We start from the raw sequence: 23,252 nt of genomic DNA, 5'->3' as shown, positions 1-23,252 counted from the left end.
GAAGTGCTGAACATTTTCAATGACAATGATTCAAGCATTCCGTAAATAGTATGTGTAAAAATTTATAATTCATACAAGAAAGGCAGCTTTGAACTACCCCCACTTTCACTTCTAAACGAAATGAAAGTGGGGGTAGTTCAATACTAAAAATTCCAATTGTTTAATTTTAAACAAAAAAAGAAAAACACTCTTCGGAGTGCTTTTCTTTTTAATAAATATCATCTATACTGTTTTTACTAGGAGTTGATTTTAGAATATGATCTCCTAGGCTTAATAATACTTTTTATTTAATAAACCGCAAAATTGGCTGATTTTGTGGTTTATTTTTACGGACGATAAAATTTAACATGGCCACCATCGCGATCGAACCAACCTCTAAATGCCCAGTTAATCCATCCACCATCACCTTTATTCGTGAATTCCCCATCTTCAAATACCCAAATTCCAAAAGTGATTCCATCATATACTGTTGTTCCGAAGAATTTAACACCGTTAAAACGATCATCATAGTTATGGTTTAAATTAAAAACCATAACATTATAGCGTTGACCTGCAGAATAAAATGTTGATTCCATTACGCCTTTTACAAATCCTGAACGATTAGTTTGACTATTGATGGCATTTCTAATCAAATTAGCGATACCTAATACATCTATACTTACATCTAAATTTGCACTAGCTTTCGCTGCGTTTGGTAACTTAGACTCTACAAAATTAGTGGGTAATTCAGTAGATAAGTTAGTAGGAATATTTGTTTTAGAAGGAGAAATCTCAGCTGCACTTGCATCTGTTGGTGCAAACGCCCCCAATCCTCCTATACCGATAGCTCCAGCTAAAGCAACGTTCACTAACTTTTTCATTTTTTTCATAAAAAAACCTCCTTTAAATTATTAATAGTCAAAAAATAATAAAAATGCAAAAATAAACAAATTTTATGTATATAAGAAACTTAATTTAAGGTTTATATACATTTATAGGAATAAAAAAACATTAACTGAATTTTTTGTTGATATATGAAAAAACTTTCATTTATTTTAGTATCTTGGGTTCTGTTGCAAATATATGAAGACTATGGATGATAGTAGATTTGTTGTTTTATGAAAATGTTTGATTAAAAGCTAATCTATTAAAGTTGATTTATGTTAATCATTTACTTTTTTCAGAGTGTGTAACTTATTTCTTCTTTTCAACATAGGTTTGCTGTTTCCTAAGTTTATAAACTTGAGTTGTTGTGATTATGTATATTAAAACTCACAAGCATAATTCTTGTTGTTGGATATAGACATTTTGAAGTTCATAAGTATTTCCTAGCTTTATCTAATGCATAATGTCTTTAAGATTAAGTAAAACATACAAAAATTGTTTTTTTTTACTGTCCTATCCCGAAAGAATTCTGGAAAACGTAAAAAGAAAAGTGAATATAAAAAGGAGTCGTTATTCGACTCCTTTTTATATGGGATAGCTTTATTATCGGAAATATTACCTACTGAAATACTTTTTCAATTGTAGGCATAACAGCTATTGGTGGTAAAGATTTAGTCCATGCAGCTGCATATACATTTAATTTCTCACCTAATGTGTAGTTTTCACCATCTGAAACAGGGACTCTTAAAATCTTATTTTGAGAAACTAGATCCCACCAATCATGTTGATAAGCAAGTGCTTCATCTTTTGTAGAAGTAGCAGCAACCACTAAATAATTGTTATCTACTGAAATGACATATCCAGTAAAAGGTTCTTGTTCTTGGTTCTGAATAGAATGAACAGGAGTATTGTTGAGAGAAGGCTTATTAGAATCTGCAAAGGCTGGTGTTAATCCGAAAGTAAATCCAAATCCTAATGTTAAAGCTGTTACGGTTGTTACGAATGTTTGTTTTTTGTTAAACATAATATATATCCCCCTTATATTTAATCCCTACACTATCGACTTTCTAGTTATTCACATATAAAGCCTTTTAATATTAAGATGTTTAACATTTATGTCACAATTATTCCATAAATGTTAATATTACCTATTAATAGGAGTCAATCTGTGTTATAATTCACCAGGTGAACTATTATTGTTCCTTTCATCTTTTGATGAATGTATGCCCTTTCTTAATTTTAAATATGTTCAATTTTATTGGTGAAGAGGAGAGAGATTCCTCTTCTTTTTTTCTTTATTAATATAGGATTTTATGTAATGAACAGAAAAAGAACCCAATTGGGTTCTTTTTCTAGGCATATTAACAGTAAGGAGAGTATTGAAATGCTAATTTCAAATCTTTATTAGGGGAAAAATTTGAAAAAGCTTATCATGTTCTTATTTTTACATATATGTAATATAAAGTAAATTGATAATGTTTAGACTCACTATTACTAATATTCAATTAATATAGTTGATACTATGTTTATAGTGTTAACTATATTGTTTGATGTGGAATACTTTAAAAATACAATAATAAATTTAAAATTGTTTTTTCTTTTTTGAATTTATTGTTAATTGCACACGATCAAAAAATAAAATGAATAAATAAAGATTCTGTAAGAAATACAGGGTTAAGGGAACATATAGATTTTATCAATATAATGGCATATATATTTTGAGGGAATTACTAAGAGTTCTAAAAAATTTAAGAACATGAAGCCAGTTGTTAATATTAGTATTCTAAAAGCATTAGGGTAGAAATTTAATGTTTTTGTTAAAAAAGAATTGACTTCTACTATCGTTGTAACTAAAATGGTTTCATAAAGTTGTAATCATATTAGTTACAACTAGTATCTATATTCAAAGTGAAAATAAGGTTTATATATTTAATTAAGGATGGTATGCCATATGTTATCGCCCAGTGTAGAAAGTTACTAACGTATTTAAATCAAGGTATATTCCGAACTTCAGTATCTTCTATTTTAGAGCGATAATGTGCAGTACTATTTTTTGTTAAAGATCTTATCTAATCTTTTTTTGAAGGGTTAGTTTTGAAAAATATAGTAAGGTAACTTAAAAAAGAACAAGATATAAAAGAGATGTACTTATATAAACCAGAAAGTTAGCTGAGAATTTTAAGTGCTATCTGGACTAGTTAATAAAAATAAAGGTAGGAGATTTAAATGAAAACAAAACAAGATAACCTTCTATACGTATGGGATGCATATTGTGGATGGTGCTACGGATTTTCAGAAAATGTTAAAGGGTTTTACAAAAATCATACTGAAATGCCTTTAACTGTTTTATGTGGAGGATTATTTTTAGATAATCTACCAATGAAAAATCTTTCATATATAGAAGAGGGAAATAAAAGAATTAATCAACTTACAGGTGCAGAATTTGGTCCTTTATATCAAAAATTAGTAAAAGAAGGTACTTTTAAAATGAATTCGAAAGATGCTGCAATTGGCTTTTCAGCCTTACGCTCATTAGCACCAGACCGTTTGTTAGAATTGACTTCGGCTATGCAAAAAGCGTTTTATTATGGGGGACAAAGTCTAAGTGATCCTGAAACATATCGTAAGATTGCCATTGAGCATGGTTTGGACCCTGAACAAGTACTAGAACGTTTAAACGCTCAAGAAACTATAATAGATGCCCAAAGCGATTTTGATAAGGTTCGACAGCTTGGTGTTAATAGTTATCCTTCATTACTTTTACAAAAGGATAATCAAATTATTCCTATTGGTGGTGGGGTAATGACGGCAGATAAAATTGAAGCACGTTTTAAAAATTTATACTAAGAAAGTTTACGTTATAGTAGCAAACATGTTAGCTTACGCCAACCGACATACATCTCCCGAATATTTGCTGGTGCTATTACATTTTCAGGTGAATTGAAAAGGGAGCTTCTGTCGGAACAAGATAAAAGTATGTTAACTAGTTAATAACTTTAACAAAAGGAGAATAATATTCTATGTTTAAAACAATCGATATAGATCAAAAAGATGTAAAATTGATGGTGTTTGGTTCAGACGAAAAAAGTTTTATGGTCACTGCAACCTTAGTTGAGAAAGCAGGACATGCATTTTTAATAAACTCAAAATTTACTCAATCTGATTCGAAAGAAATTGTGGATTATTTGAAAAACAATAACTTATCTCTAGATAAAATCTTTATTATTCATGGGGATCCTGATTACTATTTTGGGTTAGAAAGTATTAAAGCTGCTTACCCAGATGCCATAGCGTATGCTACAGAGTCTACGGTTGAACATATTGTTCATTCTGTATTAGGGAAATTAAAAGTTTGGAAAGATGCACTTGGAGAAAATGCACCAAGTAATGTGGTATTACCTCAAGTGTTTAAGAAAGAATCTATTGATTTTCAGGGACTAACATTTGAACTAGTAGGTTTAGATCATTACAGAACTAGCTTATTTAACAGAGAGCTGAAATTATTAATTGGAGGTATTGATGTATTTAACGAAATCCATCTATTCTTAGCAGATACTAGCTCAAAAACAGAAATGGAGGCATGGATTGAGAACTTGAAAGTATTACAGGCGTTAAATGCTGACATAATTGTACCGAGCCATGGATCAATCGAAAAATCATTAGATAATCAAGCAATTACTTCAACTATGGATTATCTAAGAACTGCAATTCAAGCTTCTGAGGAAAGTAAAACTTCAAAAGATTTTGTAGCAAAACTTGAAACAGCATATCCAGACTATGCTAATAAAGGTGTATTAGAATTAAGTGCAAAAGTTGTAACAAAAGAAATGCCTTGGGGTTAATGCTATGAATAAATATCAAAAACTATTACATGAAACGTATGTGTTAACTGGCGAGGGAAAATTGGATGCTTTCAAAACTTATTTAAGTAAAAATGTAACTTGGACAGAAGCTACTGGGTTTCCATATGCGGGCACTTATATAGGTCCTGATGAAGTAGTGAAAAATGTACATGAACGTCTTGGAACTGAATGGGATAACTATAGCGCTAAAGATGAAATTTATGCTTTTAATAACAATACTGTTATCGTGTATGGAAAATATAGTGGAACATATAAAGTAACAGGGAAATCATTCATAGCAGATTTTTGTCATCTTTATGAGTTTGATGAGAACGATAAGGTTAAGAAGTTTATTCAAATTGTGGACAGTGCAACTGTTAATGAGGTATTAAGTTAGAGTTACCTGTTTCTAATATGCCTCGTATAAGGAGTATTGTTAGGATAGATGGATTTTCCTAACAATATTTCTTACATCACATTCTGGGAAAGATTTTTCCTTTATTAAGCGTGTTATCGAAGATGAATTATAAAATTAGAAGAGATAGATATATATGAAATTAGAGAAAAATTTAATAGTAATAATTATTTCTGTGTTTATTTTAGGAATTGTGTCGACTTTGATATTTCAAGCTTCAACTGGTAATACCAAAGGTCACTTAATAAAGAGTGAGAATGTTGCACCAGTATCGAAAGATAATGTGACAGAAAAAGAAAAGAATAAAAAGATGATAGTTGATTTCTATAATGAAGTTTTTAACAAACATAATATCGATATTATCCCTAAATATGTAAGTGAAGATTATAAGCAACATAATCCTTTTGTTGCTTATGGACGAAAAGCCTTCATGGATTTCTTTAAGGAGGACTTTGTTAAAAATCCAAATTCCTCTGCAGAGATTAAACGTGTAGTAGCTGAAGGAGATACAGTTGCTCTTCATGTACATTCTCGTACTAATTCTCAAGATAAGGCAGTTGCTATAGTCGATATATTTCGTTTGAAGAATGGTAAGATTGTCGAGCATTGGGATATAATTCAAGAGATTCCAAATGAGACAGCTAATAATAATACTATGTTTTAAGTAGAAAATATAGTGGATGGTGTTATGAGTAATATGGATGACTTAACAGCAGATTGTCTTGATTTTATCACTATTCAATGGTTGAATGAGGCTAAATCACCAGATGAGTTCATTGATTTTTCATATGAACAAGTTTTAGAAATGTGTAGTATTCCTAAGGCAAAAGCTAATGGAGTTGAATATTATCGAGCTGAAGATAAGATTAAAGTTGCTAAAAGAATTGCTGCTTTAGCAAGTATTTTTATATATCTTAATGATGAAAATGAGGTTGTAGTATTAAATGATCGTGCAGAACCTGGTAAACATTACGAAGTAAAACGTGAAATCATAAAAAGGCTTTTTGTACTTGATTCAGTGGTGCTTTGGAGAGATAAAAACACTAATGAATACATGGGAATAGAATCATGTCGAATTAAACCAGGTAGTTTCTTGTCAAGCTACTTATATGGCTCAAATAGTACAAACGCGTTACTTTCTAAAAAAGCACTTGAATACAATAGTTATAGGCATAAGTATCATAAAAGGCTAATTCGTTATTTAACATGGCAGTGGAGAATTCGACAAATGTTTTCTAGTTTAAGCAGGCCCTATTCTATAGGTGGGGATAAAGGACTTTTAGCAGTAATGGATATTAAACAAAATCAAAAACCTAATAGAATTAGAGATCAATTAGAAAATGTCTTAATGGATCTAGAACGTGAAAAGGTTATTTCCCATTGGGAGTATGAAAATGGCTTAGATGAAGAAAAATTAACAAAGAAGAATTGGTTTAAAAATTATTATTCGCAGTTAGGTATTAGAATATTTCCACCTAAAGAATTAATGAATTCAATGGAGAGTTTGCCTAAAAAGAAAACTACCAATGTAATACAAGCGGAAAAAGCTGTTGCAAAGAAAGAAAGTAAGCCCATAAGTGCGGATGAAAGTGAATATTTAATTCGTGAAAAGATAGTATTTTTGCATACGAAGAAGAATATAACAATGAGGGAACTTTCAGAAGAGATAGGTATATCACAACCTACCCTTTCTAGGTTCTATAATCAAAAAACTAAGCGTCTTTCAGGTGTTGCTAAGGAGAAGCTGAACCGGTGGTATAAAAGGCAAGTTATAATTGATAAAATGTAATGAATAGGCTGTGTAAAAGTAGGGGTATACTTGCTTTTATACGGCTTATTTGAATTGTGGTAAATGATGTATTTTCGCTTATATTTAGGAAGAAATTATTTTGAGAGAAGTCTTACCTGTCAGTAGTATAGGAATTTTAAGGAGAACAAACTTAATGTATACTTTACATTTTTTCCACATTTAAAGGTTGAGAGGATTATAATTAATGATTATGTATTAAGTATAGCTTGCTTAAACAACATGAATTAATTAGTAATAATCAAAAATTTCCAACCATATTTGTCGATTAAACCATCAATAAGATAATTAAATAGCAAGAAATTTTGTTTGTGTAGATTGAAGTATAAAAAGTTTTGGTTTTTATTCGATTGAATTTTATAGAAATTTACGTATATCGATATCAAAATAATGTTTATGAAATAGTATTTAGAGTGAATGGAAAATAAAGAATTAATATACGTTTTTTAAACGTATTAGTAAAATAACATGAACAAAAGGATTCCCTTCAAAATATGTAACAATATTATAGTTAAAGTGGTTTTGGTGCAAAAATAAAAGAGAATAAAGCGCATATATTCCTAATGGAATCGTATCTTATGCTGCAAATCCAAACAATTGATGGATGAATTTTTTCTGATTTTGGACAGAGTGGTCTCGTAAATCAAGTTGTTCTTTTTTAATCATATGCATGGCTTCTATTCCAGAAAGAATGGATGTAGCTGTGTCAAAACATTTGAACCCTAGCGAAGCTTATTAAAAAATTAATATCGAATCATAATGTTGACATCGTTCAATTGACGCCTTCTAGAGCAAGTTTACTGCTGAGTTATAGTAAAGATGTTTTTAGTCATGTGAGTGAAATTATTATTGGGGGAGAAAATTTTCCGGTAAATTTACTTAAGGATCTACAGGAAAATACAAATGCAAAGATATACAATGTATACGGCCCTACTGAGGCGACAATCTGGGCGACAATTTGTGATGTTACGAAACAAGATGAAATAAGTATTGGAAAGGCACTCCCAAATTATGAAACCTATGTCCTGGATCATAATTTAAAAGTTGTACCAAATGGTGAAATGGGTGAATTATGTATTGCAGGAGCAGGCCTTTCGTTGGGTTATATTAATAGAGAGGCATTAACATTACAAAAATTTGTGAGTTTGAACGAACAACAGAATGTAAGAGTATATAGAACTGGCGATTACGTTAAGCTATTAGTTGATGGAAATATTAAATATATCGGAAGAATGGATAATCAAGTGAAAATTAGAGGATATAGAATTGAATTGGAAGAAATTGAATCAATTGCTTATGAATCAGGATTCATTTCTCAAGTTGTAGTATTAGTTCGAACTACTGACGATATTAATAGTTTAGTTTTATATTATTGTTCAAATCGTGTAAATGTGCCCGAACAATTAAAAGCTTATATTAGAGATAAGTTGCCAGATTACATGGTTCCAAGTAGGTATATAGAATTATTAACAATGCCACAGACTCCAAATGGTAAGATTGATCGTAAAGCATTAAATGAAATGTATTTTAATAACGAGGAAATGGGCACAATTCATGAAGAGAACTCAAGAGATAGTCAGATACAGGGTGATGATGTATATCATCAAGTTATTGAGATTATAAAAACTATTACAGAACGAAATTACATCACTCCACGTTCAGAAATTGAAGAAATCGATTCTATTTCCTTTATTAAAATACTGGTAGAGATTGAGAATACATTCAACATCACCTTATCGGAAGAAACTTTAATGAATAAATATTTTGATACCGTTGGAGACTTGATTCAGTATGTATCAGGGGAAGTGTACAGCTCGTTGTAATATTACTATACTTACCAACATTCACTTTGATGTTTTGTAAAATCAAAAATGCTGATAGTATCTCTATGCTGCCCGAAGTTAAGTTTTAACCTCAGCTAGGGGAAAACCCGATTGAGCTTGTTGATAAGTATAATCAATCCATTTATCCTATTTTTCTTTGAGATATCAGTGTATTCCATCCAAAAAAATTATGAGTTCCAAGGTAGTGCGATACGCTTCTAACTGAAAAGGTTAGACACTAGCTAACACGCTAGGAGAACTAATGATTTAAAGAGTCGAGTGAAGGAGTAATACCCTGAAAGGCTCTCCCTAATACTCCGAATAGCATCAAGATAAGGTAGTATCTTGGGGTTATAAGTTCGGTGAAGTCGGCAGAAAATTGCCGTAACAAGTAATGTTGACGAAAATTTTCCAGAGGTGGAAAAGGCAATGGATATGTCGGGGGGCTATAAAACACTCATGGTGGGAATATTAGTGCGAAAACGCTAACTGACGAAAATCCGAATGTACAGCTCTAGAGGTATGGGTACTAGAAATGGTATCTGCCACGCTTTGTGGTGCTAGTGGGGTGGGGTAAGATTTGTCTTTATGAAACACCCCCTATCGTGGTACAGACATGAGTAAGCTAGCGGGGCTAGAGGATTCACCTAAAAGTGTATGTACAGATAGAATCGTTGGAACGTGGGAGGCTGACAACATGGATGTCTGATCTGCCGTTGAAATGATGGAAACATCGTGGAGGGATAGCCACTAGTCAATTTGTTAAACACTACTGCAATTATCATCTATCAGATTCGTGTATGACTAAGAGAAACGAAAACCACCAATGGTTAGTAGTTGACTGATAACAATCAAGGAATAGAACAGATTATCTGACTTCTAAATTGATTGGAAACGATAAAATGAAAGTTTAATGATAACAAATTTGATGGAACGCCGTGTGCGATGAAAGTCGCTTGCACAGTCTGAATGGGGAAAAGAAGGAAATAACATCAAATTCTTACCTACCCATATCTTAAAACACATTGATGTAAATGCGAGTAGTACTAAATACCAATCAATCGTTTTATAGAGCTGACTCGGTAACGATCTATGTAAAGATTAACCTTCGCGCTTCTGAAATAGGTTTCAATCGACCAACGTTTGCCGTAAGTCATGATTACATAAGTCTTATGCCATGAAGCATGTACCTGCTCAATCATTTCGCTCGCAAGCTGAATTTTGCTCTTACCTTTGGATAATACGACGAGACATAAATGGATAGCTAACATCGACTGACCGAAGCGATGATTGGAGACCATAAACTCGTTTGCGCTTCAGTTGTGAATGATGGTTGGAGGCTCCTGTATGGGGAAGGTATTCGTGACGAAGACTTGGTTTTCTCACAAATATAATCATCCACGATAGCGAAGATAGGGCTGTTAGTTTGTTTAGCATTCGATTGAACCTGCCTTGAAGGCGATTTGGCGAAATATATTTTTCTAATTGAGTTGATGTCTTAGCGTATAGGTATGTGACATTTCTTGTTCTCCTCTGCGTAAAGTGGTTGGTTGTGCTTCTAATTTACACAGAGAGCCAGGGGTGTCTCTTTTTATGTTTCAATACAGTGATTTGGGTAAGTACAATAATATTATTCAGTTTCTTATGAGAGGGATATAACATGAAGAAAATTGTTGCAACAATATTCATATTTTTGCTTCCTATGAATAACGTTTATGCAGCTAATAACAACTCAGCTGCCGACCAGAATGCTTACATCTTAAAATATGCCAGTACCATGAATGAATACGCAAAAATGCTGAGTCCGTTAATTAGCTTGTTAATTATTGGGTTGTTGGTGCTTACGGGCAAGGTTGTTGCTGAAACCCTTTCTAAAAATAGGACAGTAACCAAGTCAAAGAAAGAAATCAAATGGGCAAGCGGAATTTTAATAAGTGTAATAGTGCTTTTTGGGGTGTGTCTATACATCAGCCCTAATTACATAATGAAGCAAATGACTTGGTACGATATCTATTCATTAAAGTATTATTGGATTTTTACATTTGTCATTTTGACATTTGTTTGTCTAATTTTTTATTTGGTATACATTAATATATTATTTACTTGTACAAGAATGAAAGAAAAGAATTTTATTGCCATCATTTCATTAAGTATATTAAATGGTTTAATGAACACTTTGATTATTCTAACTATTAATGAAACTTTTAACACAAATTTGATGTATTCAATGGATTTATTAATGTTTTTTCTTTTTTTTCTAGTCTTTCTTGTTTATACGCAAAAATTGTTACAGGAAAAGCTGATTAAAACTACGAATCAAATTATTAATGAGAAAAGAATTGCTATCGTGAATGAAATCATGAATTCTTCTTACGAAAATATTGAGAATATTGGAAGTTCGAAGATGTATACTGTGTTGAATAATGATACTGAAGCGATATCCAGATTGCCGGAAATTTTTGTTGTTGGTTGTTCTAGCTTATTGACAATCATATTTTGTATGAGTTATCTCGGATATCAAAATATATACGGTTTTATAGGGTCGCTTGTAATCATAATATTGAATCTCATTTTTAATACTGTGATCAATAGAAAAGCTTCGCAATATTGGAGAAAAAATCGAGAGATGAAAGATAAATATTTTGGTTATATTACAGACATGCTGAAGGGTTTCAAAGAGTTAAGTCTAAATCGTATTAAAAGAGGCGAATACTCCGTGGAAATGAATAATTGTACAAAAGAAACCACGGATTATAATGTTGTTGCCTCAACCAAAATATTAAATTTCACGTTATACAATACCACAATTTACAATATAATATTTGCGGTCGTTGTTTTTATATTTCCGATGCTGTTAACGCAAATTAATGTAAATGACCTTCGTGAAACTCTATTCATCGTATTTTATTTAATAGGCCCTTTTCAATCGTTAACTAATTGTTTAACTCAATACGAGGCTATGAAAGTAAACTTGAAACAAATTGATACATTGACAACGATGCTAAAGACACACAATAATCAGCAGCAACCAGGAAATTTCAATATTGAGTCATATGAAAATTTCCCTACCCATATTGAACTTAAATTAAATAATATAGAGTATAGCTATTATTCAGCCGATGCTCAAGAAACAAATCATGAATTTAAATTAGGCCCTGTAAATCTAGAATTCCATACAGGTGAGATTACTTTTATAGTAGGTGGCAACGGAAGCGGTAAGTCAACTTTATCCAAAATAATTACGGGATTGTATAGACCGCATAAAGGACAAATTACTATAAATGGGAGAAGTATTAACTATGACGAACTAAATAATTATTTCTCAGCGATATTCAATGACTTCCATTTGTTTAGAAAAATGTATGGAGTTGATTTGACGAAAAGTGAGCAGTCCATTCAAAGTTCATTAGCACTAATGAAATTGGATGATAAAGTAGTAATAAATGAAAAAAGAGAAGTCAATTCAGGAGAATTGTCAACAGGACAAAAGAAACGGTTAGCATATATTATATCCTGCTTGGAAAACAAACCATTGATTTTATTGGATGAATGGGCAGCGGAGCAAGATCCTGAATTTAAAGCGTTTTTCTATGAAGAGTTACTAAAGGGTTTAAAATCTCAAGGCAAGTGTATCATTGTTGTGACGCACGATGATCAGTATTTTCATGTTGCAGACAGAATAATTAAATTAGATAGCGGGAAAATATTTCAAAATCAAGTAACGCTGGATGCTAATCAAATGCATGAATTGCAAAGGAGTTCCTTGTGAGATAGGGTGATAAATCTATATGAGCTACCTTGTTGCTTTGGTACTTGCTGTTTTATTAGCTTTTTCATATAAAATTGTTGATTTGACAGTTGGCACTATTATTGGAAGAACATTGTACCGAAAGATAGAAAATGAGATTATTTATATATGGGGAACACTGCTGACAGTAATTATTTATTTTTATGAAGATAATTATGTCTTCCGTTTACCAATTCACTACGAACCAATTGTTTTATTAATCTTTATTGCCGCGATAACGAATATTTTCATTTCACGATACTCAGGATATAAGCCGAGCGGGAAAAAGAATATCTTAAACTTTGTAATTATGTATCCTATTTTTGAAGAAGTAATTTTCAGAGGGATGATTATACCACTACTTAATAATTCATTCCCAATATACCCTCTTTATGAAATAGCTTACATACCAGTTACGGTACCGATCCTAATATCTTCTTTCCTATTCGCTGTAGCTCACTTACAATATTACAGCTTTAATCAGACTAGCATAAAATTTATGCTGTTCGCATTTCTCGGGGGAATCATATATGGTATGATTACGGATTACTCACTATCAATTGTTTTTTCAATATTTTTGCATGTGGAGTTTAATTTATTTTCAGTATATTATTCAAAAAAGAGGATTTTAGTGCGAAAATAAAAGAGAATACAGTGCATATATTCTTAACGGAATCGTATCTTATGCTGCAAGTCAAAACAATTGATGGATGAATTCTTTCTGATTTTGGACAGACTGTTCCCGTAAATCAAGCTGTTCTTTTTTAGTATATGCGTGGCTTCTACTCTAGGAAGAATGGATGTAGCTATATCTGGTAAAGGTGGAAGAGTTTTTTTATTTTTTTAATGTGACTTAGGGAATATAGGGAAAATAATAAATATGAGAATAAAAGAGTGTTTTCACTCTAACAAACAGAGGTAATCTTTGATATCTTAAAATACATATAGGGAGGCATATTAAAGTGAATCTAGACATTTTTACTCAAAATGTTTTAAATCTCATACAACAGAAGAAGACTAATTTTAATATATATAATGTAGATAATACTACAGATTTGATAAATGGATTGAAAGACAAAAGGTAGTTAATCTGTTGTAATGCGAGTACATAAGTAAATATATTAATATAATGAGGCTTAGTCAAAATAATGGCTAGGCCCTTTTGATTTTAGTTATTAATCGCATTAAATACTCCATATACACTTTTTACAAGTGCTTTCTAAGCCTTGAAACATTAAATGATTTTCTTTATCCTATTAAAAGGAAAGGGGTTTTTTATGGATACAAAAACAGTAATAACAATTATTGGCTCATTTTTAGCAGCATCTAGCGCACAATTAATAAGTCACATTCTTACCTTAAGAAGAGAAAAGAAAAACTATAAGAAAGCATGTTATCAAAACTTATAACTCACCAATAATTTTTAAATTAACCGATTATATAAAATCTGAAGCATGTTATGATGATTTTTATGAACTTAACACTACTTACCAAAAACCTTCTGATATTTTTTATGAAGTAATGCAACACATTGAAAAGAATTTAGCTTATACAAGTGTGGATATTATAAATATCTATCAAGTGTGGAAAAGAGATTACTCGCATCCTTCAAGCAAAGATGAATTACCTAACACAGTAAAAATAGAGAATCAAATGGATTTAAGTATTACATTCGCAAATACTTTTTTCGCACAGTTTATAAAGATTAACAAGTCTTTAAAGTTTAAGCACAAAATAGTCAATGAGGAACTAAGAGCACCTTATTTTTTCACTCATTTTTTCTTATTAATTAAGGAATGTACACGGCCTTATTCCGTAACATTCTCGGAAATATTCGCTATATATGATTTAATAGAAGCTATCTTATTACCAGTTAACAATTATACTGAGCAAATTATTTCTATTCGAGATAATTTGGACAAAGTTCTATCTACAAATCTTTATAAAAATAATGATCGAGTTCAAGAAGCGTATCTTTCTGCGTACGAACTTTTATATGAAATCGTAAACGAGATGGCAATCATTAGTGAAGACAGAGCAACAGATTTTAAAGATTTTCTCGACTCTCAGATTCAAAAATAGTTCCCTCAAATGAAAAGTTTAAGAGATTAGAAGAGCAAATTTATAATATAGAAATAGAAAAAGAGGCTTTTAAAATACCTCTTCTTCTATTTAACATTTATTCTTTTGGAGAGAAAATATCTTTTGTCCCAATAGTAAATATACACATGAGCATGTTTGCGACAGCGATTTTTTCATTAAAGAAAAGTGCAGTAAAAAATATTAAGAATAGAAATATCATAGAAAAAATTTCTTTCTTTGCATTTTTAACGTTAATTAACATATTGAATACCTCCAATTAGAATTTTTTTATTCAGTATAGGATTATAAGGATTTTCGTCCTAGATTCTAAGAGGAGAGAGCAAATTTTTTTAAAAAATCTTGATATAAAAATTTAAATTGTGTAATATATGGGTATATTGTTAGTTTATTTGATTCCGTTTATTCCCACACCTTTTTTTGTGTTGTGGTTGAGTTGTAGAAGCAAGTTGCGTCTTGTTTCATTTGTGAAAGGGCTTCTTTGAGCCGATTAGTGTATATATAGCTTATTTTGCTATGCACATTATTAATCGACTTGAAGAAGCCCTTTTTGTGTTGTTTTCAAGTTTGCAGGCGGGGTTATTTATGATTCATAAAATAACAAATTAAACAGTAGAGGAGATAGTAAAATGAAAAAAGATTGTAGACACTTAAAACTAGTCCCAACAGTAGAGGAACATAAAACAGGAATGGAAAAAAAACAGAAATCATATGCTGCACCAGCGATGTCATCTGAATCCAGAGCAAGAGTGAATCAAATGAGAGGATGTTTTGAAGCTGAAATTATATTACCAGATGGAAAATTTCAATACTTTAAACCAGATACTCTTAATGAAAAGGTGGCCATTCAAGAAATCGCATTATACATTGAAGGCATACAGGAAGCAAAAGAAGGCTACGTAATCTTATGGCGCTTTGTCGGGCAACAAAGTTTTTACCATGGTACAAAGATCGTAGCTGAACCGAAGTTTCGTACAATCCTACGTAAACTGAAAGATTTCTTTTTTGATTACGAAGAAGTTGTATACGAACCTGAAAAATAAGAAAGATAGAGGGAAATGAAAATGAAAAAAGATAACACTTGGACAGAATTAGATGATCCAAAAGAGCAGGAAACAAGAGAGCCATCCCAAGAGCCGGATGATATTTTTGCTGGTATGGATGAGCTACCGGAGATTACAGATGAAGAACTACCATTTTAATAAGGTCGAGGTAGTTTATAGAGGGTAAAAGGAAGAACTAAGTGATGTATTTACTTGGATCTTCCTTTTTTTATTGTAAAAAAGAACTTGGAGGGAACGATTATGCGTTTAGGAAATGATTTAGCGGCGGGATTTTATCCAACACCACTAACAGAAGGGAATCATTTAATACAGTTATTACAAATGGAATCAGAGCGAGCTTATGCTTGCTTTGATCCATGTTGTGGAGAAGGTACAATTTTACGAAGTTTTGCAGATGCGGTGAAACAAGTTGGTATACAACTTGTTTCATATGGTGTGGAATTAGATGCAAATCGATATAACAAAGCAAAAGAGCAATTAGACGTAGTGATACGCTCTAGCTTTGAAAGTATGATGATTAGTCATGACTATTTTCCACTTATCTTTTTAAACCCACCGTATAATACAGAGCTTCGGACAGAAAAAAAGAAATCAGAGAAAATGGAATTTAACTTCTTAAAGCGTGCACACCATTATTTACAAGACGGTGGCATTATGGTGTATGTCATTCCATACGATCGTTTTGCTCGAGATGAAATTAGCTACTTTTTAGCTAAGAATTACGAGGAAATCGGGTTAATGCGTTTTGGTGATGAAAATGAAGAATTTGAGCAATTTAAGCAATGTGTCTTTATTGGCCGTAAGCGTGCAGCTACGAAAAATGTTACATATTTTAACGATCGATTCGCTAATTTTTGTGAGAATATGTCAGAACTAGATTTTGTTAGAGAACATGTAAATACATTAGCGCAAATGGTGAATCGTAAAAGTTGGACTATACCTGCATTACGAAATCAAAATAAATTGATTTTCACATCTCGCGTAGATTATAAAGATGCTTATGAAGGTGTAGGCAAATCAGAGGGGATCTTAACATTAAAGAAACGCTTAAATAGAGGAAATGGTTACTCACTTCAAGCTGAGAAAACAGCTGCAGAGAGAGCAAAGATGCCAATTGCTTCTGGACAATTAGGACTATTGCTGATAACGGGTGTGGCAGATGGTTTGCTTGGTGAAGGTGATACACTCCATGCTGTTCGTGGTTCTGAAAATGTGTTTTTTGAAACTTCATTCGAGAAACTGGAAACAACAACGAAAGAAGTTGTATTACAAAAACGCCGCGCGAAATTTATCATCGCAACACCAACTGGTGAAGTCAAAGAACTTGTCTAGGAAAGGAAGAGAGATATGTCTGTACTGTTAGGGATAGGAGCACTATACATTGTATGGGAGTTTAGCAATCGTATATTTCGTATTGCTATTGTACTTACAGTTATTTGTTTATGTGCTTCTCAATTAGGTGCAGGTACATCTTTTGAAGTATTAGAGCAATTCTCTGTCTTTCAAGGTGCAGGTGATATGTTACATGCGGCTGAACAGTCATTACCAGAGTGGAAACAGTTTATAGATTTTTAACCAATAAATTGAATGAGTAGGACATGAAACGTATCGAATAAGATGCGTTTTTTATTTTAGGAGGGAAACTTATGTTACAAGAAATAATTAAACAAGATACATTTGACCAGGAACAAACACCAGCAATGTTGCAATTGGAGACAGGCACTGCTTCACATTCAGCTTTCTGCTTTGCTATGGCAGTTAATCATAACAACCAAATGCAATTTGCAGTGTTAGGTGCGAATGACAGTACACTAAAGTCATTCAGAGCAGCCATATCAATGGGTACTAGTCGTTTGTATTTTGGAGAGGGACAAAAAGAAGAATTACATTATGTATTAGGCAAAAAAATGAATGTAAATTCGAAAGGACAATTTGAGTTTATAAATACACAAACAGTAAATAGAAAAAAGGCAATTATTGCGTTTTCTAAAGAATTAGAAGAAAAGTATATTGTGGCAATTGATGAAGCACCAGAAATGCAAGTAAGAGATTTCTTAATGGCTCCTCCGTATGGTCTCCCAATTTTAGAAGAATGGGCGAAGCCAATTTATGAAGAGATGTTAACAAGAAATTTGTTACAACCATTAAATGTGTATTTTGATAGGAATGAATTTACTTCTCTATCTATTGCGCAGGTAGCATTAAAAGAAGAGGATTGTAAAGGGTTTTTATCAGAAATGATACGTACTGGAAAATGTCAATTCCCGCAAGAGGGTACAGGTGAAAAAATCAATGAAATTAATGATTTAAATGAATATTTACTGGAATATTCGCCTGTCATGCTTGATAAGGTAACAAAATTAGATGAGCCTTTACATCAACCGATGAAAGAACAGGCATTATCTCATTTTGATACATATCAAAGACCTTTATTCCCTGTACAGGCACATGTAGCAACAGGTGCAGCAAAAGCATTACAAGTGCAAAAAGGGATCATAATACAGGGGGAAATGTCGAGCGGAAAAAGTGCAATAATGACAGCGACAGTAGATGGATATTTCCATTTGATAGAACAAAAGGGATATCGTACTTGCGTATTTGTTCCACCGACTCTAACTGAGAAGTGGGCAAAAGAAGAAATACGACACTTAATACCAGACGCAGAAGTACATCTGATTAAACGTACAGAGGATTTAATACGCATTCATCAATCATGGATTCAGGCTGGAAGACCAAAACCAGAAAAACCAACCTTCTTTGTCATTAGTTTTACTACGATGCGAGGGGATTCTATTAAACAGATGCCATTGCCTTATAAGCAAATTGCATTTTCCAAGAAGTCGGAGGAAGAGGTGCAAAGATATTATAAGAATGGATATTACTGTCCAGATTGTGGTGCTAAGTTACGTAAAAAAACATCCTCTATTATGGTTCACCAAGCTAATGGCGAACAGAAAGAAGTCTGTCAGTATAAAGATTTTACAGGTAGTGACTTAGATTCGAAAACAAATAAAAACAGTGTATGTGCTGATTGTAATTCAAATATTTGGAGTCCAAAAGTAAAAACCAAATATGCAAGCTTTAAAGATTGGACCAAATATGAAAATAAATTAGTGCAAGCAATAAAAGAGGGAAATAAACCGCTGCAAAAACAACTAGAGCTAGAGAATCGTGTGAAGCCATATGATGCGAAACAATCAGGACGAGCATATCGAAAGGTAGCTACCGTTGAGTATATTCGTAGAAAAATGAAACACTTCTTTGATGCTCTTATCGTTGATGAAGTTCACGAATGTGTGACACGTTACCTTATAAGTGTCGCTTAATTGATACGAAATAGGTGGCCTAAAAGTATTTTAGGTACAACTGATATACCGATGTCAGGAATGAAAGCCGTCATGTTGAGCTGAAACTGACAGTCTAATACTCCTACATGCATTTATCTTGATAGAGATACATTGCGTTATGTATGAAACTAGGTGAAGTCGGCTGAATCTAATTCTAAAACCACTCTTACAGAGAAGGTATGGTTAGAGATAGGCCGGGACGCTATAAAATACCTATGATGAGAATGTTCCATGGGGAACTGACGAAGACTGCGAATGTACGCGCCTAGAGGACTAAAGAATGGGAAACCTTTCTTGCTACTTATGTAGTGTGAGATATCGATGAGTAAGATTATTCGTTATGAAAATCGGCATAGTCAACAAAGAGACTATAAGGCTCACAGGTGTAAAGCAGCCATCTAAGGGTATATGTAAAGCTAGGTATATTGGAACGTGGTAAGCAGCCAACTTCTATACCAAACACCTATCAGTGGGAAGGTCACTATAAGATTCAGTAATGAATCGAAATGTGTTTATGGTTGTGAAAGTAGGGTCACAGTACCGTTGAAGCTATGGAAACATAGTGGAGGGATAGGCCCAAGTCTAGTTTTACTAATAGAAATTCGAGTTAGAGTTGTAGCTCATATTTCGGGTAAGAAGGTGAGTTGGAAATCACTTGAAGGAGCTGATTTCTACACCAATGAGCGCGATAGCAAATCGACATAAACAATACTACGATTTCACAGGAATACAGAATGATTTATTCCAAAGAAGTCGTGAGGGGACTAAGAATTTTAAGAACCTACTAGAGATTGTCATTTCGGATGAAAATATCTTATTAGCATATCGGCAAGTTAAATCAAACACCGGTTCAAAAACCCCGGGTACTGATGACCAAACAATTTTGGATCTTGCTAATACTAATCAAGATGAGTTCATTCATTATATGAGAGAACTAGTGTTAAATTACAAACCAAAATCGGTTAGACGTGTATGGATAGATAAAAATTACTCAAAAGGGAAAAGACCTTTAGGTATTCCTTGCATACAAGACAGAATCGTCCAACAAATGTTCCTGAACGTTCTCGAACCAATATGCGAAGGGAAATTCTACAATCATTCTTATGGTTTTAGGCCAACACGTACTACACGACATGCGGTTGCAAGAGTTCAAACATTAGTAAATATCAATAAATATCACTACACGGTTGATATTGATATAAAAGGTTTCTTTGATAATGTAAATCACTCCATTCTTCTTAAACAAGTCTGGAATATTGGCATAAGGGACAAACGAGTAATCGCTGTAATTAGCAAAATGCTTAAAGCACCGATTAAAGGAGAAGGTACACCAACAAAAGGCGTACCCCAAGGTGGAATTCTTTCACCGCTGCTATCTAACATTGTTCTCAATGACTTAGACCAATGGGTAGCCGATCAATGGGAATGCTTTGAAACAAGGTACCAATACTCCGTCAACTATTCCAAATACGTTAACCTTAGAAGAAATTCTAAACTTAAAGAAGGATTCTTAGTGAGGTACGCAGATGATTTTAGAATCATGACTAACACTCACGATTCAGCGGTTAAATGGTTTCATGCAGTAGTTGATTTTTTAAATAAAAGATTAAAGCTTGAAATCTCACCATATAAATCAAAAATTATTAATCTTCGAATGAAGTCTTCTTCCTTCTTAGGTTATAAATTTAAAACTGCTATCAAGGAAAACAAAAGGGTATTCTTCTCGCATATAGATGATGACAAACAAAAACAAATCATCACGAAATTAAAAGAAAGAATCTATGAGATACAAAAGCATCCTACGGCCGGCAATGCAAATCTTTACAATTCAGTAGTATTAGGAGTCCAAAATAATTTCCAATATGCTACTCACATTGTTAAGGATATGAGCGACATTGAATATAGGGTTTTACGAACTCTTAACAACCGACTGAAAAAGATTGCATGGTATGGTAAGCCTAATGAACTTCCAGAGAAAGGGGCATACCTAAAGTTTTACAAAAATACACGTAAAACATACAGGGTAGCAGGTGTATATCTTTTTCCTATAGGGCAGGTTACAACAAAGAATAATCTAAATTATTCACAGTCCATTAACCCCTATACAGATGAAAAAGTATTCGATTGGGACAAAGAACTTACCGAGCTGATGAAATCCAGACTTTCTAATAGGAGCATCGAATATATGGACAATAGACTATCCAAATATTCCGCACAAAAAGGGAAATGTTTTATTACTGGATTACCGCTTAAAGCTAGGGATGTTCACTGTCATCATAAGAAACCCACTTTCCTTGGTGGAACAGATGAGTTTCAGAATCTTATCATCGTTCATAAAGATATCCATACACTAATCCATGCATCACTAGAAGGCACCATACTAAGGTATGTTAATAGATTCCGATTGCACACAAAACAAATTGAGAAAATCAACCAACTCAGGAAGCTATGTAAACTCGAAAGAATTACTATTAGATAAAACTAGAGGGAACGCCGTATGAGCTGAAAGGTTCACGTACGGTGTGGAGCGGGGGAAAAGGTGGAGATTACTTCAAAACCTTACCTATCGCTATTAAAAAGTGAAACAGCACAAGGAACTGCTTTAGGAAGTTTAGCAAAGGTTTGTAAGAAAGTTGTAGCTGGAACAGGTACATTATTTGGTGGGCGAGCAAGCGATGTTTTCTATACGCTATGGCGTTTATTCCCTCAAAAAATGGTGAAAAGTGGTTTTGAATATAGTTCTTTAATGGAATGGAATGAAACCTACGGAAACATCGAGAGAACATATTACCATGATGGTGAGGTCAGATCTAATATAGCTTCACGCGGAGCGCAAGGTACATTAGATAAAACTAAGGTCGTACCTGGTATTTCACCTTATGTGTTTACTCAATTTTTAATGGATACAACCATTAATGTACGCTTAAAAGATGTTTGGCCAAATCCTGTGGAGTTAATTAATGTACCTACAATTCTTGTAGATATGTCGGAAGAACAAAAACAGGCTTATGAGCATATGAAAGAGTCTTTTGAGAAAGCGATTGAAGGGGCGAAAGGTACACCGGATGTTGGGAAACTATGGCTCTCTTATATTCGTACAGGAAATTCGTATCCAGACAATATGAACCACTATCCAAACTATCACTTAGATAACGCGGAAAAGGAATTGGTTTGGTCCAATAATGAATTCAGATTTGATGAGGATTGTATACAGCCGAAGGAGAAGAAGTTGCAAGAAATATTGCATACTGAAATCTCTGAAGGCCGTCCAACTATCATTTATGTATCTGATACAGGATCTACAGTGAAAGAACGAGACATTCAACCTCGTTTACAGAAGGTCGCTGAGCAAGTACCTGGTGCAAAAGTAGCTATTCTTCGCACGAATACAGTTAACCCGCCAAAGCGCAGTGCATGGTTAAAAGAGCAAGTAAATAGCGGTGTGAATGTAATTATTTGTTCGCAAGAATTAGTCAAGGTAGGATTGGACTTGCTGGCGACGCCAACATTAATTTTCTATCAATTATCATTCAGCTTATTTACATTAAATCAGGCTGCAAGAAGACATTGGCGTATTGGTCAAACAAAGCAATGCAGAACTTTCTATCTTGGATACCGAGAAACATTCCAAGAACAGATGGCGGGGCGGCAGATGATGTCTGCATAACAATGAACCCAATGGGTTCTAGGGAGAGATAGTAATATCGCTCTTAGGTGTTGGTAGCACCCTATCCTAACCCCTCCCCTGATTAGAAGATAAGCCTTCTAATTACGGGTCAAGCTTGGAGGGTGAGAACTGGGAGATGAGCCGAAACTGGTGTATGGCGAAGTCTTTCACTGGAGTCCAAAAGAAAGTCTATGGTTAATCGGTTATTGATAAAGCTGAGATGTGTGGTCTATCTCTCGGACTTGGACGAGCTATTTTATAGTAGTAACTAATACCAGTCGTTACGTCCTTATCCATTTGTCCAATCCTAGTGTGCCATGAGGTATTGGAAAGTAAATAAAGATTTACTAGGTCAGAAAGCTACCAAAACTTATCTGACTAAATGGACACATGCACAGATTGTGTAAGCATTGGAAAGCAACCTAAGGATTTTCAAAAAGGCGTGTTATGTAGATAACCTGCAACGGTTTTAGTAAAGAGGGAGTTGTATTCCCTATGAGGTACTAAAACTTAAAGATACGTTAGAGTAATCTGCG

18 protein-coding genes and 5 pseudogenes are annotated in these 23,252 nt (G+C 33.2%); 17 read left to right on the top strand and 6 right to left on the bottom strand.

Features of this window, described 5'->3' with window-relative positions; genetic code table 11:
* Positions 1-326: 326 nt before the first annotated feature.
* From ACSG5Z_RS23820 to ACSG5Z_RS23810, 3 genes and pseudogenes are all read right to left on the bottom strand, one after another.
* Positions 327-869 (bottom strand): stress protein, encoded by a 543-nt coding sequence (locus tag ACSG5Z_RS23820; RefSeq protein ID WP_435712288.1) that lies wholly within the window; start codon positions 867-869, stop codon positions 327-329.
* A gap of 307 nt (positions 870-1,176) precedes the next feature.
* A pseudogene (locus tag ACSG5Z_RS23815) lies at positions 1,177-1,397 on the bottom strand (IS4 family transposase); the annotation flags it as partial.
* Between the two features lie 86 nt (positions 1,398-1,483).
* Entirely contained in the window at positions 1,484-1,888 is a 405-nt protein-coding gene (locus ACSG5Z_RS23810; protein ID WP_435712287.1) for a DUF3221 domain-containing protein, read from the bottom strand.
* Positions 1,889-3,090: 1,202 nt separating this feature from the next.
* Between ACSG5Z_RS23810 and ACSG5Z_RS23805 the strand changes: the two genes are divergently transcribed.
* The 5 genes and pseudogenes from ACSG5Z_RS23805 to ACSG5Z_RS23785 form a co-directional block, all read left to right on the top strand.
* Positions 3,091-3,711, top strand: a complete 621-nt coding sequence (locus ACSG5Z_RS23805) for a DsbA family protein (protein ID WP_435712286.1) — start codon at positions 3,091-3,093, stop codon at positions 3,709-3,711.
* A 173-nt stretch (positions 3,712-3,884) separates the two neighbouring features.
* Complete coding sequence (locus ACSG5Z_RS23800) at positions 3,885-4,706, top strand: MBL fold metallo-hydrolase (protein ID WP_435712285.1); 822 nt, start codon at positions 3,885-3,887, stop codon at positions 4,704-4,706.
* A gap of 4 nt (positions 4,707-4,710) precedes the next feature.
* Positions 4,711-5,103 carry a nuclear transport factor 2 family protein gene (locus ACSG5Z_RS23795; protein ID WP_210627899.1) on the top strand — a complete coding sequence of 131 codons (393 nt, stop codon included), beginning with the start codon at positions 4,711-4,713 and terminating at the stop codon, positions 5,101-5,103.
* A 154-nt stretch (positions 5,104-5,257) separates the two neighbouring features.
* On the top strand, positions 5,258-5,785 hold the full coding sequence (locus ACSG5Z_RS23790) for a nuclear transport factor 2 family protein (protein WP_435712284.1): 528 nt from the start codon (positions 5,258-5,260) through the stop codon (positions 5,783-5,785).
* Positions 5,786-5,794: 9 nt separating this feature from the next.
* Positions 5,795-6,910 (top strand): annotated as a pseudogene (locus ACSG5Z_RS23785) (helix-turn-helix domain-containing protein); the annotation flags it as partial.
* A gap of 594 nt (positions 6,911-7,504) precedes the next feature.
* Here ACSG5Z_RS23785 and ACSG5Z_RS23780 read toward each other — a convergent pair.
* Positions 7,505-7,654: pseudogene (locus ACSG5Z_RS23780) on the bottom strand (IS6 family transposase); the annotation flags it as partial.
* A gap of 8 nt (positions 7,655-7,662) precedes the next feature.
* Between ACSG5Z_RS23780 and ACSG5Z_RS23775 the strand changes: the two are divergent.
* From ACSG5Z_RS23775 to ACSG5Z_RS23765, 3 genes are all read left to right on the top strand, one after another.
* Complete coding sequence (locus ACSG5Z_RS23775) at positions 7,663-8,751, top strand: non-ribosomal peptide synthetase (protein ID WP_435712362.1); 1,089 nt, start codon at positions 7,663-7,665, stop codon at positions 8,749-8,751.
* A gap of 1,660 nt (positions 8,752-10,411) precedes the next feature.
* Complete coding sequence (locus ACSG5Z_RS23770; protein WP_435712283.1) at positions 10,412-12,520, top strand: cyclic peptide export ABC transporter; 2,109 nt, start codon at positions 10,412-10,414, stop codon at positions 12,518-12,520.
* 19 nt (positions 12,521-12,539) lie between these two features.
* Entirely contained in the window at positions 12,540-13,181 is a 642-nt protein-coding gene (locus tag ACSG5Z_RS23765; RefSeq protein ID WP_435712282.1) for a CPBP family intramembrane glutamic endopeptidase, read from the top strand.
* A 51-nt stretch (positions 13,182-13,232) separates the two neighbouring features.
* Here the strand turns inward: ACSG5Z_RS23765 and ACSG5Z_RS23760 are convergent.
* Positions 13,233-13,345: pseudogene (locus tag ACSG5Z_RS23760) on the bottom strand (IS6 family transposase); the annotation flags it as partial.
* 470 nt (positions 13,346-13,815) lie between these two features.
* Between ACSG5Z_RS23760 and ACSG5Z_RS23755 the strand changes: the two are divergent.
* Both ACSG5Z_RS23755 and ACSG5Z_RS23750 read left to right on the top strand, forming a co-directional pair.
* Entirely contained in the window at positions 13,816-13,947 is a 132-nt protein-coding gene (locus ACSG5Z_RS23755; RefSeq protein ID WP_435712281.1) for a hypothetical protein, read from the top strand.
* Between the two features lie 112 nt (positions 13,948-14,059).
* The gene (locus tag ACSG5Z_RS23750) at positions 14,060-14,620 is read left to right on the top strand and encodes a hypothetical protein (RefSeq protein ID WP_435712280.1); all 561 of its coding nucleotides are present in this window, start codon (positions 14,060-14,062) and stop codon (positions 14,618-14,620) included.
* A gap of 97 nt (positions 14,621-14,717) precedes the next feature.
* Here ACSG5Z_RS23750 and ACSG5Z_RS23745 read toward each other — a convergent pair whose 3' ends face one another.
* Positions 14,718-14,882, bottom strand: coding sequence for a hypothetical protein (locus ACSG5Z_RS23745; RefSeq protein WP_435712279.1), 165 nt, complete (start codon positions 14,880-14,882; stop codon positions 14,718-14,720).
* A 385-nt stretch (positions 14,883-15,267) separates the two neighbouring features.
* On the opposite strand from ACSG5Z_RS23745, the gene ACSG5Z_RS23740 reads away from it, so the two are divergent.
* The 7 genes and pseudogenes from ACSG5Z_RS23740 to ACSG5Z_RS23710 form a co-directional block, all read left to right on the top strand.
* A complete protein-coding gene (locus ACSG5Z_RS23740; RefSeq protein WP_435712278.1) occupies positions 15,268-15,681 on the top strand; it encodes a DUF6018 family natural product bioysynthesis protein in 414 nt (137 codons plus the stop codon).
* Positions 15,682-15,702: 21 nt separating this feature from the next.
* Positions 15,703-15,840: a hypothetical protein gene (locus ACSG5Z_RS23735; protein ID WP_435712277.1), complete on the top strand. Its 138-nt coding sequence runs from the start codon at positions 15,703-15,705 to the stop codon at positions 15,838-15,840.
* 102 nt (positions 15,841-15,942) lie between these two features.
* A complete protein-coding gene (locus ACSG5Z_RS23730) occupies positions 15,943-17,034 on the top strand; it encodes a DUF6094 domain-containing protein (RefSeq protein WP_435712276.1) in 1,092 nt (363 codons plus the stop codon).
* Between the two features lie 15 nt (positions 17,035-17,049).
* Positions 17,050-17,277, top strand: a complete 228-nt coding sequence (locus ACSG5Z_RS23725) for a hypothetical protein (RefSeq protein ID WP_435712275.1) — start codon at positions 17,050-17,052, stop codon at positions 17,275-17,277.
* A gap of 71 nt (positions 17,278-17,348) precedes the next feature.
* The gene (locus tag ACSG5Z_RS23720) at positions 17,349-19,028 is read left to right on the top strand and encodes a hypothetical protein (protein WP_435712274.1); all 1,680 of its coding nucleotides are present in this window, start codon (positions 17,349-17,351) and stop codon (positions 19,026-19,028) included.
* Between the two features lie 700 nt (positions 19,029-19,728).
* A complete protein-coding gene (gene ltrA / locus ACSG5Z_RS23715; RefSeq protein ID WP_435712273.1) occupies positions 19,729-21,528 on the top strand; it encodes a group II intron reverse transcriptase/maturase in 1,800 nt (599 codons plus the stop codon).
* A gap of 93 nt (positions 21,529-21,621) precedes the next feature.
* A pseudogene (locus ACSG5Z_RS23710) lies at positions 21,622-22,692 on the top strand (helicase); the annotation flags it as partial.
* Positions 22,693-23,252: the final 560 nt, after the last annotated feature.

This window comes from Bacillus pretiosus, from assembly GCF_051294775.1.
GTDB classification, from domain to species: domain Bacteria; phylum Bacillota; class Bacilli; order Bacillales; family Bacillaceae_G; genus Bacillus_A; species Bacillus_A wiedmannii.
This window is presented reverse-complemented; position numbering and strand designations above follow the sequence as displayed.

Excerpts from the sequence above, each read along its gene's own strand:
- ACSG5Z_RS23820 (WP_435712288.1), bottom strand. The coding sequence starts at position 869 with ATGAAAAAAATGAAAAAGTTAGTGAACGTTGCTTTAGCTGGAGCTATC.
- ACSG5Z_RS23810 (WP_435712287.1), bottom strand. The coding sequence starts at position 1,888 with ATGTTTAACAAAAAACAAACATTCGTAACAACCGTAACAGCTTTAACA.
- ACSG5Z_RS23805 (WP_435712286.1), top strand. The coding sequence starts at position 3,091 with ATGAAAACAAAACAAGATAACCTTCTATACGTATGGGATGCATATTGT.
- ACSG5Z_RS23800 (WP_435712285.1), top strand. The coding sequence starts at position 3,885 with ATGTTTAAAACAATCGATATAGATCAAAAAGATGTAAAATTGATGGTG.
- ACSG5Z_RS23795 (WP_210627899.1), top strand. The coding sequence starts at position 4,711 with ATGAATAAATATCAAAAACTATTACATGAAACGTATGTGTTAACTGGC.
- ACSG5Z_RS23790 (WP_435712284.1), top strand. The coding sequence starts at position 5,258 with ATGAAATTAGAGAAAAATTTAATAGTAATAATTATTTCTGTGTTTATT.
- ACSG5Z_RS23770 (WP_435712283.1), top strand. The coding sequence starts at position 10,412 with ATGAAGAAAATTGTTGCAACAATATTCATATTTTTGCTTCCTATGAAT.
- ACSG5Z_RS23765 (WP_435712282.1), top strand. The coding sequence starts at position 12,540 with ATGAGCTACCTTGTTGCTTTGGTACTTGCTGTTTTATTAGCTTTTTCA.
- ACSG5Z_RS23755 (WP_435712281.1), top strand. The coding sequence starts at position 13,816 with ATGGATACAAAAACAGTAATAACAATTATTGGCTCATTTTTAGCAGCA.
- ACSG5Z_RS23750 (WP_435712280.1), top strand. The coding sequence starts at position 14,060 with ATGCAACACATTGAAAAGAATTTAGCTTATACAAGTGTGGATATTATA.
- ACSG5Z_RS23745 (WP_435712279.1), bottom strand. The coding sequence starts at position 14,882 with ATGTTAATTAACGTTAAAAATGCAAAGAAAGAAATTTTTTCTATGATA.
- ACSG5Z_RS23740 (WP_435712278.1), top strand. The coding sequence starts at position 15,268 with ATGAAAAAAGATTGTAGACACTTAAAACTAGTCCCAACAGTAGAGGAA.
- ACSG5Z_RS23735 (WP_435712277.1), top strand. The coding sequence starts at position 15,703 with ATGAAAAAAGATAACACTTGGACAGAATTAGATGATCCAAAAGAGCAG.
- ACSG5Z_RS23730 (WP_435712276.1), top strand. The coding sequence starts at position 15,943 with ATGCGTTTAGGAAATGATTTAGCGGCGGGATTTTATCCAACACCACTA.
- ACSG5Z_RS23725 (WP_435712275.1), top strand. The coding sequence starts at position 17,050 with ATGTCTGTACTGTTAGGGATAGGAGCACTATACATTGTATGGGAGTTT.
- ACSG5Z_RS23720 (WP_435712274.1), top strand. The coding sequence starts at position 17,349 with ATGTTACAAGAAATAATTAAACAAGATACATTTGACCAGGAACAAACA.
- ltrA (WP_435712273.1), top strand. The coding sequence starts at position 19,729 with ATGAGCGCGATAGCAAATCGACATAAACAATACTACGATTTCACAGGA.